General features: G+C 56.7%; 9 protein-coding genes. All 9 read right to left on the reverse strand.

All coding sequences use genetic code 11. From position 1 onward, the window contains the following. Positions 1–65: 65 nt before the first annotated feature. The 9 genes from ACHHV8_RS35500 to ACHHV8_RS35540 all read right to left on the reverse strand — a co-directional run bounded on the left by ACHHV8_RS35500 (position 66) and on the right by ACHHV8_RS35540 (position 15,657). The gene (locus ACHHV8_RS35500; RefSeq protein WP_395164143.1) at positions 66–1,721 is read right to left on the reverse strand and encodes a hypothetical protein; all 1,656 of its coding nucleotides are present in this window, start codon (positions 1,719–1,721) and stop codon (positions 66–68) included. A gap of 110 nt (positions 1,722–1,831) precedes the next feature. Next, positions 1,832–3,835 carry a phage tail protein gene (locus tag ACHHV8_RS35505; protein ID WP_395164144.1) on the reverse strand — a complete coding sequence of 668 codons (2,004 nt, stop codon included), beginning with the start codon at positions 3,833–3,835 and terminating at the stop codon, positions 1,832–1,834. A 36-nt stretch (positions 3,836–3,871) separates the two neighbouring features. Next, the gene (locus ACHHV8_RS35510; protein ID WP_395164145.1) at positions 3,872–6,112 is read right to left on the reverse strand and encodes a putative baseplate assembly protein; all 2,241 of its coding nucleotides are present in this window, start codon (positions 6,110–6,112) and stop codon (positions 3,872–3,874) included. Between the two features lie 55 nt (positions 6,113–6,167). Next, positions 6,168–9,266: a baseplate J/gp47 family protein gene (locus ACHHV8_RS35515; RefSeq protein ID WP_395164146.1), complete on the reverse strand. Its 3,099-nt coding sequence runs from the start codon at positions 9,264–9,266 to the stop codon at positions 6,168–6,170. An 87-nt stretch (positions 9,267–9,353) separates the two neighbouring features. Then, positions 9,354–9,755 (reverse strand): GPW/gp25 family protein, encoded by a 402-nt coding sequence (locus ACHHV8_RS35520; protein WP_395164147.1) that lies wholly within the window; start codon positions 9,753–9,755, stop codon positions 9,354–9,356. A gap of 63 nt (positions 9,756–9,818) precedes the next feature. Then, positions 9,819–10,544, reverse strand: a complete 726-nt coding sequence (locus ACHHV8_RS35525; RefSeq protein WP_395164148.1) for a phage baseplate assembly protein V — start codon at positions 10,542–10,544, stop codon at positions 9,819–9,821. Continuing rightward, positions 10,541–11,632 (reverse strand): phage late control D family protein, encoded by a 1,092-nt coding sequence (locus ACHHV8_RS35530; RefSeq protein ID WP_395164149.1) that lies wholly within the window; start codon positions 11,630–11,632, stop codon positions 10,541–10,543. Before ACHHV8_RS35530 ends, ACHHV8_RS35525 begins: the two co-directional genes overlap by 4 nt. Before the next feature lie 3 nt (positions 11,633–11,635). After that, on the reverse strand, positions 11,636–12,274 hold the full coding sequence (locus ACHHV8_RS35535) for a CIS tube protein (RefSeq protein WP_395164150.1): 639 nt from the start codon (positions 12,272–12,274) through the stop codon (positions 11,636–11,638). Positions 12,275–12,468: 194 nt separating this feature from the next. Further along, on the reverse strand, positions 12,469–15,657 hold the full coding sequence (locus ACHHV8_RS35540) for a hypothetical protein (RefSeq protein ID WP_395164151.1): 3,189 nt from the start codon (positions 15,655–15,657) through the stop codon (positions 12,469–12,471). Between the last annotated feature and the right edge of the window lie 7 nt (positions 15,658–15,664).

Consider the following 15,664-nt stretch of genomic DNA (forward strand, 5'->3'; position numbering starts at 1 on the left):
CCCGCTCAACTTGCACCATAAGCTCATGCCAAACAGGCCCTGCTGCCCCAGCAGGGCCTTGCACATTACATCGTCGGATCCGACCCGATGGCCGCTTCGGACATCAGAGCCAGCGCCTCATCCAGGGCACCCTTGGCCGCATGACCCTGCTCCGTACGGCAGGCCCACCAGCGGATGCGGACCTTGGTCGCTTCCGTTGCCTGCTGCAGCCGGATACCGATACGGAACGTTCCTTTTTTCGGATAGACGACCGTCCCGATTTTCAGCTCCGGCAGGCTCGCCTCCACCTCACTGCCTTTAAACACGTCGGCAGCGCCGAAATAGACGCGCTCCCCTGTACTCAGCATATCCGAGATGACGTCGTCATCGGATTCCTCGACGGCGGTGACAATCCAGACGTTCCCTTCCCCTAGCCCATGCTCCAGCTCGGGAGAAAGGAAATTACGAGTCGCCTTCCCGAACGGTACCGAGAAGCTGGAGAACGGAATAATCGGAATATCCACAACACCGGATTTGATCGTATCCTCTATCTTGAGCACCGGCTCAGGGAGGGCAATCGGTTTGCGTTCCGGCTCCGCCGCCTTCAGCGCTTTGGGCGAATCCGGCTCGGGTAAAGCCAGCCTCTCACGCTCTGCGGACAGATCCTGTTCCCCACCGGCTTGACGCGCGGCGGCGCGGGCCAGCCTATACTGAACGGAGGCATTGTACACATACTCCTGGAAGGGGACTTGCTCGACCCTCTCAATCACATAAGTCGGACCCATCTGGAGCAGCCCGATTTTGGCCAAATAAATGCACGGATCCGAGGGAGCGTCCAGCGAAGCGTCGAGAGAGCTTTTGACGTAATCATCCATCCACTGCTCCTCAACGGAGCCGTCGATCATTTGAATGATGCCGTTCTCTGTTGAGATCGCATCCACCTGCTTATCGCCGATGCGCAGTGCAGCGGATCCTCTGCGGACACCGACGAGCGCTTTCGTGGACGCAGCTCCGTCTGCCTGCAGGCGGACTTTGAACTCATATTCCGTCTCCTGAGCGTCCTGCGGCTCTTGAAACGACACCTTTTCTCCATCCAGCAGCTTCAAGCGCTCGATGGCCGGCTCGAACTCGAGCTGGATCTTCCCGGCTTGCAGCGTCTTCTCAATCCGTATCGTCATATTGAACGTCTGTCCGGGATTGACGTACTTCGGCGTTACCTGCAGTACGCGGACCGAGCTGTCCTGATACAGCACCACCGTCTGCTCGATGATCGATCCGTAAGGGAAGGACGAAGGATCCGGCGCTTCTTCGCGAATAAACAGCCGGTACGATTCGAGCGTCCGGTTATACTCGCTGATCTCGTCGGAGCGAACGGAGGCATTGGCAACCGAATGGACCGGCTCTTTTCCCTTCTCGTCATAAGCGATACAGAGGTATACGTTTTTGGCATATTCGTTGTTCGTGAAGCCTTCCATCATCGACAGCTTGAACGTCGCAGGCGAGGGCACAATGATTTCCCGGCCCAGCGCGTCGATCGCAGCCCCCATCTCCACCGATACACTTTTATCGTCAACCGCAATAACCTGCAGGCCGGTAATCACACCGACGCCATGCAGCAGACGGTTCATCATGCGCCGCTTGTCATTAAAATATTTTTGCTCCGATTCGAAATCGCGGACGGTCAGCAGCTTGCCATAAAAATAACGATTGCGTTCAAACGGGTAATAGCGTGTTTTTTTCATGAGGGTATTCCTCCCTTTCCCAGTCCATTAGTTATTCCAGCTCCGAATCGAGCCCCAAGCGGGTATGCTGATCCATCCGTTTGTCCATATCGACGTCGATCAAGATGGTGTTATAAGGCATGGATGAACCGTTCGTCCAGCGTAAGAAGCGTCGGTTCCGATAAGTAGGTATTGACGCCCAGGTACGTGTGCATATCCGCATACATCCATGGCTGCAGCTCGATCAGGCGTCCTTCCGTATATGCCGGCTTCTGGTCGTCGATGATCCGTTCAATCATAAGCCGATCGGTGTCGGTACGAATCGTCTCGGGCGGGAGCATCACGCAGAAGGTGTACGGATTGTCGCCGTACAGCCGGGTAAACAGCTGCCATAAGCCGGATGACTCCTGCATGCTCTCAATCTGGAAATACTCGACGATGAAAGGCTCGACGCCCGTATACAGCTTAAGCATCCGCGTCAGACCCAGCCGGGTGCCCCTCAGCTTATACAGCTCCGGCGCTTGCTTGATCAGCAGACGAAGCTTGCTCTCCTCCCACATCTCTTCCTTGGAGACGGCCAGCCAGCCGCCAAGCCATTTTAAAACGTCACCTGCAGCGGTATCCGGATCGAAATAAGCGCTCACTCTATCGATCGACTCTTCCATTTCATCAAAAAACGTGCCGAACATCGACAAGAAGCGGTTCAAAAACGAATCCGTCCCCTCCTGATACAGCGGCGGGAGATAAGAAATCAGAGACGTTCGCGGAAAATAAACCCGCAGCTTGCGGATGACCGGAGCACGCGTTTCGCTGCCGATCAGATGGAGCTTGAACCATAAGTACCTTCCCACAGCGTGCATCAGCAGCGCATCCTTCGGGTTGATAATGGGTACGGACCACAGCCCCTCGGTTGCCCGCAGCTTTTCCCTAATCGGGATATCTTCGTTCCTCCAGTAGTCCTCGTAATCCACATATTGACCGTTCACCCACCCGGACGCTTCATCGGAGGCAAAATACGATATACGAATTTGCGTCTCTTCGGGAATGTCGGCATCCAGCCATACCTTGTGCCACTCCGTCTCCGATTCGGTCGTATCCATCATTGAAGAAATGTAGAAGGCTTCAAGCAGGCCGCTGTCCGTCCAGGGCATCGTCCGTTCCTGCAGCTCCAGCAGACGAATATCCCCCGCCTCCCGGTTCAGGACAGCCATCCGGTTCCTGCTGTCGTGAATCATTTTATCCGCCCGGCCGCGAAGCCCGACCACTCTGTTGCGGAAAATGCCCTGCTCATCAAATTGCATAATAAAGCGGTCCGCCGTCCCGCTTTCCCCCACAAAGACATGATGGTTCGTATCAATGGAAAGACCTGCGCTGCCGCCTGAGGAAGGTACGGAATACATCGCACGGACGGTTCCGTCCGCCTCGAAGGAGACGATCAGCTTCCGCTCCGCATCCAATACTGCGACACCGCCTTCCGGGTCCGCCGCTGCATAGTAACGCTGCGTCATCAGCTCAACCGGCAATGTTTGGTCCAGAACCAGTGCCTCCTGCTCGTAAACACGGACCACTTCTCCCGCGTTCCATTCCAGTACGGCGATTCTGCCGCCTTCCGGCACTTCAGGGTTTCCATTCACGCCAACCATAATATCTAAAGGCACTACCGTATATACCCGCTGAGACCGGTCTGCGGTAATGGCTAAGGGATACAGCTCCCGTCCGTTCCACGTCTGGGCCGTCCACAACAGCTGGCCGTTCGATGCGGAAATGGCCGCTATTCTCCATTCTCCCGCAGGATCGGCAATGAACAGTACGTCCGAACAGGCTGCGAGTTTTGCTTGGGGCGTAAACAGCCGATGCCCTTCCCGGAACAACGCTTCTTTGTGGCGGCTGTCCGGATCGTAGACCCAAAGGTTCGCCCGTTCATCCATTAAGAACAGCCTGCCGCCGGCCCCTACCGCCAGATCGGCTATCGAGCCGATGCCCTCCAATTCATCCAAGGTAACCGTTCGATAAACCCCGTATCTATGCGTCCCGGCAATCGATACCGCGCTGTCGCCGATCGCCAGATTGGCTGTACCGCTCCTCCCCCAATCCATCGGTTTATTAAAAGAAAAAAACTTCATGGGCTCTGCCACGCTCCAGCCTCCCTTGACGGCATCCAACCGTTATAATTACAAATCGTTCAAGCCGATCAGCTCTACCTCATGCTCTCCGGAGTAGACCAGACTATACGGCGGAATATGGATATCTCCCCCGCCGTCCTTGCGGATGCCGGTTCCTTCAGCATCCAGCCACAGGTCCTGTACATAGACGACTCCGTTCATTCGGCTGATCAGGCCGTAAATGTCCCCTTTGTAGACAGACCTGCCGAAAGGCCAGCCTTCGGCCCCTTCCGCATGCCCCATCGGGCGCAGCAGCCGCTTCAGTTCCTTAATGAAACGGGCCTGCTCCTGCTTGACCGCGGGCTCCACCACGACGACGGCATGCACGGTCACCTTGACATAGGCCGCCGGAATAACGTGCACCTGCGTCGCCAATAGCCGATGCCGGTCCAAATGGCGGCTGACCGTTTCCAAAAAGCCCTGCCCCGCTTCCGGCCGTTCCCGTTCGCTGTAAGGAACGATAACGACCGTCATTTGTGCCGGCGCCTTGGTCTTCGGGTAATCCTTCAAGCCCGGTCTATATAAAGGAATCGCTTTGACGCGAGCGACTCTCAGCCCGGGCGTTGCACGCGCGATGACCTCGTAATCTTCCGCCGTGACGGCACGGTGCGGCAATTCGGACTCCCGCCGGGCACGAAGTTTCGCCTCCTGCAGCGACTCGGCGTCTTTGCCCCCTTGGGCCGGATAGGCTTGGGCCACCGCAAGGCCCTGCCACTGCTCCTTATCCGTATCCTGAAAGGAGCGGATCATCCCCTGCTTGACGTTGCCTTCGCCGCCTTCGGTGCTCCGCAGAGCAACCCAGCGTAAATTGGGCGTGTCCAGTGATTTCGGAGGAATCCAGCCCTCCTCGTTATTTCCGAAGCGTACCGTAAAGGTGCCCGGATCATAGACGAAGTGACGGTCGGTTGCTGCGGAGTTGCCCAAATCGGCCACCGGCTCCCAGTCTTCCCAGACCCAATCGCCTGTCCGCAAACGGTAACCCGCCTGCAGGCGCATCCCTTCCCTGAGATAGGCACGCTGCTGAGGCACTTCGAACGCTTGCTCCGGCAGCCCGCTGCTTCTGCCCAGGAAGCGGTCCGCTTCAAACTCGGGCTTATAGGCGATGAGCCGGATGTTCTTTATGCCGGCGGGCGGAATGCGTCCATGCACGCCATCCCCGAACCGCAGCCTCAACGCTCCTTCCCGCTCCTCATAAACCGCCTCGTAACACGGCGCATCCGGTGCGCAATCGTTCAGCCGCTGCGTCCGGCTCCAATCGGACCATCGCCCCTGCCCGTCTTGAACCTGAACCAGCACGCTGCCGTTCACCGCCAAATGGGTATCCTTGCGCCATGTCAGCCCCGGCTCCCCTGTCCCGTCAAACAGATAGCTCTCGCTTAGCGTCTCCTGCTGGGCCGCCAGTACTGTATTAAGTGACAGCCTTTCAATTTTGGGAGCGATCTCGTAGCCGGGCTGTATCAGCTCGCAGCACAGCCAATAACGCTTCTTATCATCGGCCGGGTAAAAGGATATCGCCTTCATGGGAGCATCCAGCCTGAATACAAGCTCCCCGCTTTGGGAGAAATGTACCGTACTGTCCCGCACGATCTCCAGCGGCCTCCAGCTTTCCGAATCTTCATCCGCGGCATAGCTCCATGCGACGGAAGCCGTCGCAACGAGGTTCGTTCCGGCAGAATCGCCCCGGGATACCGGAACGGGATAATCGTCCGACAGCCGGATGAAGAGCTTCAGCTCCTGCTGTTCAGGCAGCAGGCGGTCCAAGCCGATCAGCAGCCGGCTGCCTTTCTTCGCCTCTGCACCGAACGCATAATAGGCAACGCCGGCCCGTGGATTGGAGGTGAATCCTCCCGCCGCGCCTTCCGTGCGGACGATTACTTTGTCCGGTACAGCCTCGACCAGGCGGACCGTCTCCATCGTTTCAAACACATGATGAGCCGCCAGCAGCGGCGTTCCTTTAGGAATCACCGTGTTCTGACTCGGTCCCGAGAACGTGACCTCGGCCCGTGCGGATACCGGTTCCAGCGGTTCGATGCCGAGCAGCTTAAGGAACTTGCGTTCGTTCTTTTCCGTCACCCGGTTTAAGTAATACTGCTGAAGCTCCGTCAGCCAAGACATCAGCTCCAACAAAGTAACTCCCGGATCATGGGCATTCTCATCCGTCCATTCCGGCAGCAGGTTAGGAATCAGCTTCCTCGCATCCTGCAGCATTTGTTCAAAATCGCGGTCATCCAAATTCGGCAGCGGCAGCAAGAGCATTCACCTCCTTTACATTATTTTATAGGTCATGCTTTAGGCATCATTCCCACTATACGGCGCGTACGGATATTTTATGTTTCCCGCTTATTACTACGCCGTGAGGCAATGCCGACAGGCTGTTGCCGTCCAATTCCGTTCGCTGGCCCCTTTCCAGCTTATAGACGGTCATATATAATTTCTCTATATATTGGATCGTGTGAATCGATTTTAAAAGCGCGTAAAACACCGAGGCGTGAATATGCTGTCCGATATCCCAGCCCTTTCCGTCGAAATTACCGGTCAGCGGATCCAGAAAACGGGTCAGCTTTTCAATGGCAAGCAGCTCCGTAGGAAGCACGGCTTCCATTTCCTCGACCGCTACGACGGCGGCAACCGATATTTCCAGGAACACCGGCTCGATCACCCGAATCGATTCGGGAAAAGCGACGACGCCCGATGCGCGTTCCAGCACGTATTTCTCTACCTGCTTCTTCAGTGCCGGGAACGCGGGCATGCCCCGCTCGCCTTCTTTCGGGAGCACGATCAGCGTCATGCAGCCGATCTCCCGTTCCATTCTTACATTGCGGTTCGCCAAGCATTTCACCTTGGCAATGTTCGGGTAGGCTTCCCGGGCAAGCCATTCAAAATCCTCAGCCGTCACCGCACGATGCCGGTGCTTCAGCCGCTGGGGCCCCCTGCGGACAGCGGATTCCACCGTTTCGTGGGAACAACCGCCCGCAGCCATTTCCCTATTGCTTACCGCTCCTACAAAAGCGATCGAGTTTTGCAGGCTCACAATTTGTCCTGCCGCAACGTTGCCCTGATCCCCCAGCGTTACTTTATAGGAAACCTTCAGCTGGTCCGCGCCCGCCTTGGGCGGTGCCATGCCATGAACCCCGTCGCCAAAACGGAGCTGTCCGAACGTCCGGTCGATTACATAATGCCGGTCCTTCACGCCGGAATCCGCCAGGCTGTTGACGCACGTCCATTGTATCCAGGCCCGCTGGATATGGCCCTCGCTGTCGCGAATGACTTGGCAGGGGGGAAATCCCTGCTCCTCGAACCGGCTCACTTCTTCCTCCGACAGCGATTCCGTTTCATTCACCCATACTTCCTCGGACACAATGTGGACCCTGGACAGCTGATAAAAAGGCATTCCATCGCGACGCAGCTCAGGGATTTCCTCCCTAACGGTTTCCTGCTGCACCGCTTGTATCGTGTTTGAGAAGATCCCATTCACCTCCGGCACGCCCGCCGGATCGTCGTCATGGTCATACCGGTCATCGCGGTTAACTGCGCGAATCCAGAAGGCCCCCACATTGAGCAGCTCCGCCCCAAGGAAGTCGGATGGCCCCGCAAACCTCAGCAGACCGCTCTGCTGCAGACCAGCCGTACCATCGGACAGCTTTAACGGCGCCCAGGACGGCACATCGCCTTGAAATGCTCCGGCACGCAGGTACTCCCATTCCAAATAGGGAGACGCGCCTGCCGCTTCCTTATGCGGCGGCACCGAAACGTATAAAGAGATCGGCCCCCGCAATGGCGGCTGGTCAAAGCCGAGGTATAAGGCTGGATGGCTGCACTCCAGCGGCAGGAAGGGCTCGATCGCCCGGGATTCCTGAATCCGCTTGGTGCAATCGACCGTGACGGCGTTATTGACCGCCAGACAGCCTTCCACGGGATACACTCTATCCTCGTAGCCGTAGGCCAAGGAAACGTCGGCAATCCACGGGGAAATATACACGGCATTTGGCGCATATGCATTCTCTATTTGTATAATGCGGGCGCGCAGCCAGTAATTATAAACCCCATTGACGAAGGTCGGCTCCAGGTTCGGAGGACAACGGAATTTCAGCTGCCTCCGTCCTTCGGAGGCTTCGTAAAATACGGCCTCGGCCTCCTTGCCCGCCTGCAGCCGAACCCAGGCAGCCCCGTTCCAGTACTCCCATGCCACTTGGGCGATGCATACCAACGGTGTGTCCGGCTTCTGGAATTGGGATTTTTTCATAACAAGCTTCCAGTCGACCGGCTGCTCGTATTCGGGCTGGAACCGGTTGCGCACCGCCGATAATTGGAAGTCAACCGTGATCCAGCCGTCCCGCTTACTGAGTGCCTCCCGGCTGCCGACATAGAACATACCGTACAGGGCAAACTGATCGCCGAACGGATAAAATCCCGTCGGATCGGCCTGCAGATCGTTATAAAACATCAGATCCGGCTGCAGGCCTCCCCGGTCCAAGGTATCGGCATAGTCCGTCTTCAATCGGATATGGTCCAGCACGATCCCCTGTTCGCTCAAATGCCTTGCCTCGCCGCTTGCCTTATGCTCCGGGTCTGGGTCTGCCTTTGGCCGCAGCCTGCATTTGATCCAACGGCCCGTCGCACCGCCAATCTCGCGCTCCACCATCTCTCCCAAATGATCCTTGGAAAGAATCACACGGCTGCCTTCCGCTTCTACCCTGTCGAATGGAGTCCAGCCTTCGGCAGACGCGTACAGCCACTCCGTCAGCTGAGTGTCGGCCAAATCTTTGACCAGCTTCTCTTCCTCATAGCGCTTGGCTGAATTGCCCAGCTCCACTTCGATCCGGGCCGTTTCGAACACGGTGAAAAGCGCATTGTGTCCGATCAGCAGCGCGTGCTCCTGCACATTGTCCGAGGCTGTAAACCGGAACAACGGGATCGGGTTCAGCCGGCCCTGGCGGCTGGACTCGATGAAGTCGTCCGGCAGCCGGATAATCGCATCCCGCCGCCGGCTCGTCACGAACCCCGCCTTCCAGGAAGCAGGCGTAAGCAGCAGCGGACTGTCCGTTTCGAACGGAATCGGGCCCTCCGCCCCTTCCGCAGCCACCTGCGTTCCGGCAGGTATAAATACAGGCTCGGGCGTCCCTTCGTTTAACTGGAAGGTGACATACGCTGTGGCAGGCCGGGCCGGCAGCAGAGTGATATCGAACATATTCAGAAAAGCGATTAGATTTTTTGCAGGGACCCGGTTCAGCCGTTTAATGTTCTCATGGAACATTTCGGCGAACAAAAGAAACAGTGCCGTCCCGGGGTCGGGCGATTCCGGTGTAAACCGCCACTCCGGCGTATAAAAAGGCGCCATCTCTTTCATGCGTTCAATCAGATCGGGCAATTCACGCTTATCTATTTTCGGAGGGTGCATCATCATCGGCCCCGCCCCCTTTCTGCACCTCTGCGGTTTATCGTTCTCAGCCTCTTTAACCTTCTCCGCTCGCATGCCATCGCAGCAAGCCGGTTACTGAGCGCCATCCTGCAAGTAATATGGATATACCAGATTATAGACACTGTTCGTCGTGCGTACGACATACTGAATGCGGATATCGACCCTGCCAGGTTCTTCACTGCGCGGTACGGCGGTAACCTCCACATTTTCGACCCGGTGCTCCCACTTTCGGACAGCATCCAAAATGCTCGTTTCCAGTAGTCTGAGGGTGGTCTCATCGGTCTGTCCGAATACGAATTCCCTTACGCTGCTGCCAAATGAAGGACGCATAACCCGCTCTCCTTTGGTCGTACCGAGAATAATCCGAATCGCCTCGGAGATGTCCTCTTCATACTCGGACAGCCGGATTCTGCCTGTGGATGGATCGACCTGTATCGGAAATTTCCAGCCCCGGCCCAAAAATTCGTCCGCCATAAGCCATCCGCTCCTTTCCCCTGCTCCGTATGCGCCGGACGGCACCGTGCGATGATCATGAACCTAGTTTATTTTGACCATACTTCCTTTGATATTGATCAGCCCGTCCGACTTAATATCGAGCGAGGCCCCAGCCTTCAGCGCCATCGTCGCCGTAGCCTCAATGTTAACCTGCGTCGACTTGATTTTAACCGCCTGCTGGCTCTCGATGGTGACCTCACCTTTGGCATTGAGCGTAATTTTCGTGGAACTGCTCTTGATCGCGATCTCGTTAGCCGAGCCGCCTTCAATCGTAATCACGTTATTTCCGCTTTGATCGGCGATCTTGAGCTTATCATCCTTGTCCGTTAACTGGATGGTGTGGCCTTTTTTCGTTTTTACCGTGACGCTCTCCTCACCGGACTTGTCGTTAAACACCAGCTGATGACCGGAGCGGGATACAATTTTGCGCTCATCGTTCTTCTCGGCAGGGGTCGGCGGTTTATGCTTGCTGTTCCACAGCATCCCGATAACAAAGGGCTGGCGAATCTCGCCCAAATGAAAAGCAACGAGCACTTCATCGCCGACCTCCGGGATAAACAAGCTTCCCATGCTGTTCCCGCCCATCAGCGTAGCGATTCGCGCCCAGTCGGTCTCGGTCTCCGTTTCCTGCAGCGGCAGCCGCAGCTTTACCCGCCCCAGCTTGTCCGGATCGTTGTTGTTCGTCACTACTCCGACCATCACACCGTGGACCTTATGGCTGAACGGATCCGCCGACGTACTTATCGAAAGCTCCGGCCGAATCATCATATCGCATTCCCTCCGATCTGAAAGCGCGTCACGTAACCGTCGTCAGTCAACAAATGGGTCGCACCGGTAATAAAGTACGGCTGATCGTATTTCTTTCCGAGCCCGCTTAAGGCGATGTATCGGCCGGCTCGTATCTCGGGAAGCCCGACGGATTCCCCGCTGCCGCTAAGCAGCTTCATGGAGCGCCGGTTCAAGTAGGCTTCCGCCATATTTTTGGCTTCCTCTTGAGACGAAACGTTGGTGTAAATGTACTCTACATAGTCGCCTTGGACAGCGAGCAAATCTTTGCCGGTCTTCGCGTTTTTGCCGAGCTTCTGAATCGTTCCGGATTTGCCCTCCACCACCTTCAGCTCCTTATCGTCCCAGCCCCGGACTTTCACTTCCGTAAGCTGTTCCGCCAGATTGGCGTCGATAAACAAGCTGCGCAGCGTCCTGCCGTACTCCAATGTGACCACAGGTGACGTTTCCGTCAACGGCTTGCGAAAGTAAACATGTTTGCCGACGATGAAAAAATCGTAGTTCACCAGCTGCGCTAAATGCTGAATGTACATATAATCGCTGGCCCTGTTCTGCGAAAGCGCGGGAAAGCTTGTAGTTGTTGCATCCACATGAGCCGTTGCACCATGGTTTCCGGCAATTTCCGTCACGATATCGCTGTATTTCTTGTTGTTCCATGTGCGCGACTTGCTGCCCTTCAGCATCAAATAAGTCAAGTCCATTCCCCGGACGATAAGCCCCGGCGTTTCGCTTTCCGCAAAATCCGCCACAACCGAGGTGATGTAGCCGGAAAAAACCGGCGCTAGCTTGTTCGAATAGCCCAGCTGAATGTCTATCGACTTCCCCAGCGAAAAAGTATCCAGCCATAAAAAGTCGCCTTTTTGCAGGTCAAACGCATTGGTTATGCGAAAAGAAAACGTATCGGCCACAGCCTCTACCGTCGTCTCCACTTCCAATCTGCTAATGCCGATCTCCGCTGGAATGGCGGTTCCATCCACGCTGATTTCGAGGGAGGGCGCAAAAAACTGAGCGTATTTCTTCTCAAGCTCTTCTATGGAGTATTGCTTGGAATCAAGCTGCAGCTGTGCCATAGGCTAATCCGCCCCCGGAACCGTAAGCTTGCGTCCCGTCGTCATACGCCTTGGATTATCAATCCCGTTGGCATCGGCGATTTCCCTCCAGCGGCCCGGATCCTCGTATTCCTGATCGGCAATCATCCACAGCTCCTCCTGCTGCTTGCTTATGCGCTGCTTCACCAGCTTCGCGCTGGAAGGCGGCAGCTCTTTCAGTAGCTCATCGGGGTCCTTCCACGATTTAAACTGAACCTTGAGCTTGGCCCGGACCGGGATGCCCGAGTCGAGAAACATAATGAAATTTTGCGTAACCTTCTCCACTACCCCCTGGAAATCCAGCGAGCCCCAAACAAACCGGCAGACCGGCGGCCGCTTCAAGGTCGAGTCCTTGTCCAGCAGCGACATGATGCGGTTCGTATAGTCCCTTACATCCGTCCGGTCCCCATAGGTATCGAAGAACAAGTCGACATTCAGCGTCGTTCCGTTGCCGTGGGCATACTGTCCGATCGGCATGGAAAGGCTGGGGATTTTCATCCAGTTGTAGGTGTTGCCGGTGTCCAGCGTATATTCGCCGGGATTGAATAAAACTTCGATGTCATCATCGGGGTCCTTCGCTTTCTTGCCCCTATCCACTAAAATCATCGCTTTCTGAAGCGCCATCGGGAATCCGTCCCTTCCTTTCCATCCCATTTCACGGCCCTAAGGCCATTGCGAACAGCCTCTGCTCTCGCCGGCCGTTCCTACTGCCTTCGCATCCGTGCTACAGTCCTCTTCGCTGACGCTCGAACCGCATTTTCTTCTCGATTTCCTGGTACACCTTATCCGCAATTTTACGAATATCCAGCTGCGGCAGGTCACTTGATCAGCTCCTCCAGCTGGCTCAGCTCGATCTGCGGCGCCGGCTGTATCGCCGGCACGGCTGCTGCTGCCGGAGCTTGAGCAGGGGCCGGCTTCAGCCAGCTGATATCAAGCGGAGTCTGCGCCCATTCGCTTTCTTCCGGCGTAACGGAAGGTGTCCGCTTATGCTCCAAGACATCCTGATGACCGGCCCTATGCTCTAGCCCGGAACCGGTCAGGCTGCTCGTAGCCCCGCTCCGCTGCGCTTCCGGCTGCATCCGTTTCAGCATCATATGAACGAATACCGTGTTCACGCCGGAGGCGATTAAATGCCGATCCTCTGTGCTTGGCAGAGCGCCCTGTCTTCCGTGCGAGCCAGGATCTATCCCCATAACGGCTGTACCGATTGGTTGACGGGCTGCATGCTGCAGCCAGACGATAAACCGCTGCACCCCCGCCCCCTTCTCGGGAGAAGATGTTTGTCTAAGCCGCTGTGCCTCTTGTAAAGGCCCTGATCCCCTAGCCTGTATAACCTTGCGAAGGGTTCCCAGCGTTTCAGCTGCTGCCGGTAAGCTCTGTCCGTGGAATATAAGAGCGGCTCGCTGCAGACTGCCGCTCCATCCGCCCGTGCCTTTAGGTTCCTGCGCCAGTGGGAACCGAAGTCCAGATATGGATGGCGATACGATTTGGCTATCCGCTGCCGCCTGTCCTATGGCGCTAGACAGCCAATTTGCAGCTTGTGCCAACGAAGTTCGGACAGCTCTGTCATATGCCGACAAAGCTGCTGAAACCGGCAGCTGCCGATCCGCTTCAGCATTCGCATCCATAGAATTCCGAAACCCGTATACCGTCTTCTGCATCCAGTCGCCAGGGACGCCAAACGAGGCTGCAGGCCGAAGATATTGAAGGCCGGGCAAATACGGATTCGTCGGCCACCCTGCCGTGGCGGTGCTTCCGGCTAAACCTGCTTGCCGAAGCGGGATTATTGCCTCCCGCAAGATGGCGTCAAAAGCAGGGCTTACCCTGCTCCCGAAAACTTGTTCGCTGCCTCTCTGCCCGTTCGTTCTTCCGTCCGGATATATCGCAGTCCGATTCGTCAGCCATATTTCCCGGATCTGGGAGTTCATGCCCGCTTCCCCTGTCATGCTCAGCCGGAACGATCCATCGTTCCGGTTCCCAAAAGGCTGCAGGTTAAGAAGCTGCGTCGAAAGCCTTTCCTGCCAAAGCCGAAATGCCGGCTGCCGTAAATCTATCAGGCCATTCGTCATCCTTATGGCATGAACCTTCCATGCCTCTGCGCCGGAGCCTGAATCCTGTCTGACGTTCCGTGCAGTGTCCCAAGGATTCCAGAACCCCATGGCATGCATGGAGTTCAAAGCATTGCCCTGGCTTCTGTCCCTCCATGTGCTCCACAAATAACCGAAATCGGACATCTTGGCTGCGTGAACATTTCGAAGGCTTCGGCTGTTCCAGCTATCCGGAGTCACCGGGATCCATTCCGTTCCCGCCCCCCAATGGCTCCACCCTTTTGCTGCATTCGGGAAATTCATTCCGTTCCATGCCCGGAATACTTCCTGCAGCAGCGGGGCCTTCACTTCCGCCATACGGCGGTTTCCATTACCGTCCGAATCGCGTCCAGTGTTCATAGCTGCAATATGGCCAGCATGTATCCGGGGAGACAGCAGCCCGATACTTCGGCTCAGCCTAGTTATATAGTCGGTGATCGCCGCGAGCGCCGAGCTATCTATGCCTTTGCGTACATGGGGCCCCTGCCGATGGAGCTGAACCGTTCGAGGGCTGCTTCCGGTCAGCCCTCCATAGTCAACTCCAGGCCGCGGCCGTCCGGTTTGGCCGGCAGCACGGTCTGCCTCGACGCCTTCGTCCCTCAGACGACGCCATCCGAGCGCCGTCGCGGTCGCTCCCTTGGGATTCATCTCTTCCAGCGCTTCTGCCGGGTGCAGCCTCCAAAGCCTTCCCGGTTCCCTTGGGAGTGAGCCGTTGAACGGCTGGTTCAAGCGGTTCTGCAGCCTTAGGCCTCGCAGGGAGATGTACAGATTCGCGTTAGCCTGCGCCTTCCTTGTCTCTGCCTCTCCCCGAGCCCTGCTGCCCGCCTGTTCAAAATCGCTCCATCCATTCCATTCCCCATCCGTCCGCTGGAATCGGCTTAACCAAGACCCCCTGGAAGGGGGCCGGTTAAGTTCCAATACGTTCAGCAGGAAGGCCTTGCGTTCCTTCGCGGGTCCATAGCTTGGATCTGGATACGGCTGCTGCTGATGGGAAATACGGCTTCTCCCCTCATGCTGGGCCGAGCTCTGGCGAATCGAGCTTGTTAATCCTCCCGTAACAGCTCCTGCTGCCTCCAGCTCCGCCAAATACAACCATAGCGCTTCTTTGCCCGGCGAGCGCTGCAGCTGTGTCAATGTAACCGCTCGAAGCAGGCTTCCCCCGCCCGCTGGACTCAAACCGATAAACGGAATATTCCATCCTAAGTTAGGAACTTCCCTATGCTGCCACAGCCCCATCTGTCTGCCCCACCGCCAAATCGGCGGTGAGATCGGCGTTTGTTCTTCGACCGGCATAGATGGGGAGCCAAGGTAGCTCCCCTTCGCAGCCAGCTGCCCGGCGGGCAGGCCTTGCACGGAATAGAGTGCATTCCACCTCGGATAGGACGGCCTTTCTGCTAAGAAAAAGTGCCCCCCCGCATCCATATAAGCAGGCCCGAGGGACGCCACCAGCCATGGCGTTTGCGCTTGTCCCCACATTGTTGTTGCAGAGCCGCCGCGCTGCGCTGCCCGCTGTACCGGCATGTGTGCTGCCGAAGCTGCACTATGCCCCATTCCTAAACGGGCTGCGGCCAGAGCTTCCAATGTGCGCTGCAGCATCGGAACGCTTACCCCTGGCCGGGCAAGAGAATCCACCGGCGAGCCATTCGTTACCGGGCGGTTCATGATGCCTTCCATGAATCGCTCCATGTTCAAACTGTAAGTCGTCGGCATCCTCCACAGCAGCGCCGCTGCCGGGCGGGATGGAACGACAAACGCTTGTCCGCTGTTTGCTGCCGCTTGATCCGAAATCTTCCCTTGAAGAAGATAGCGCGCAAGCGCATTTTCCCTTGAACCAAGAAACTCTTGCAATACTTCCCATGCTGCGCCCAGCGGTCTTGCACGCAGGCTCAGGGCCGCTTCGAAACGAAGCCTGCCTTCCATGCGATGG

The organism is Paenibacillus sp. TAB_01, assembly GCF_043945595.1.
In the GTDB taxonomy this organism is placed as follows: domain Bacteria; phylum Bacillota; class Bacilli; order Paenibacillales; family NBRC-103111; genus Paenibacillus_S.

Bases quoted from the DNA above. Each gene is read 5' to 3' on its own strand.
- ACHHV8_RS35500 (WP_395164143.1), bottom strand. From the start codon at position 1,721: ATGAAAAAAACACGCTATTACCCGTTTGAACGCAATCGTTATTTTTAT.
- ACHHV8_RS35515 (WP_395164146.1), bottom strand. From the start codon at position 9,266: ATGATGATGCACCCTCCGAAAATAGATAAGCGTGAATTGCCCGATCTG.
- ACHHV8_RS35520 (WP_395164147.1), bottom strand. From the start codon at position 9,755: ATGGCGGACGAATTTTTGGGCCGGGGCTGGAAATTTCCGATACAGGTC.
- ACHHV8_RS35525 (WP_395164148.1), bottom strand. From the start codon at position 10,544: ATGATGATTCGGCCGGAGCTTTCGATAAGTACGTCGGCGGATCCGTTC.
- ACHHV8_RS35530 (WP_395164149.1), bottom strand. From the start codon at position 11,632: ATGGCACAGCTGCAGCTTGATTCCAAGCAATACTCCATAGAAGAGCTT.
- ACHHV8_RS35535 (WP_395164150.1), bottom strand. From the start codon at position 12,274: ATGGCGCTTCAGAAAGCGATGATTTTAGTGGATAGGGGCAAGAAAGCG.
- ACHHV8_RS35540 (WP_395164151.1), bottom strand. From the start codon at position 15,657: ATGGAAGGCAGGCTTCGTTTCGAAGCGGCCCTGAGCCTGCGTGCAAGA.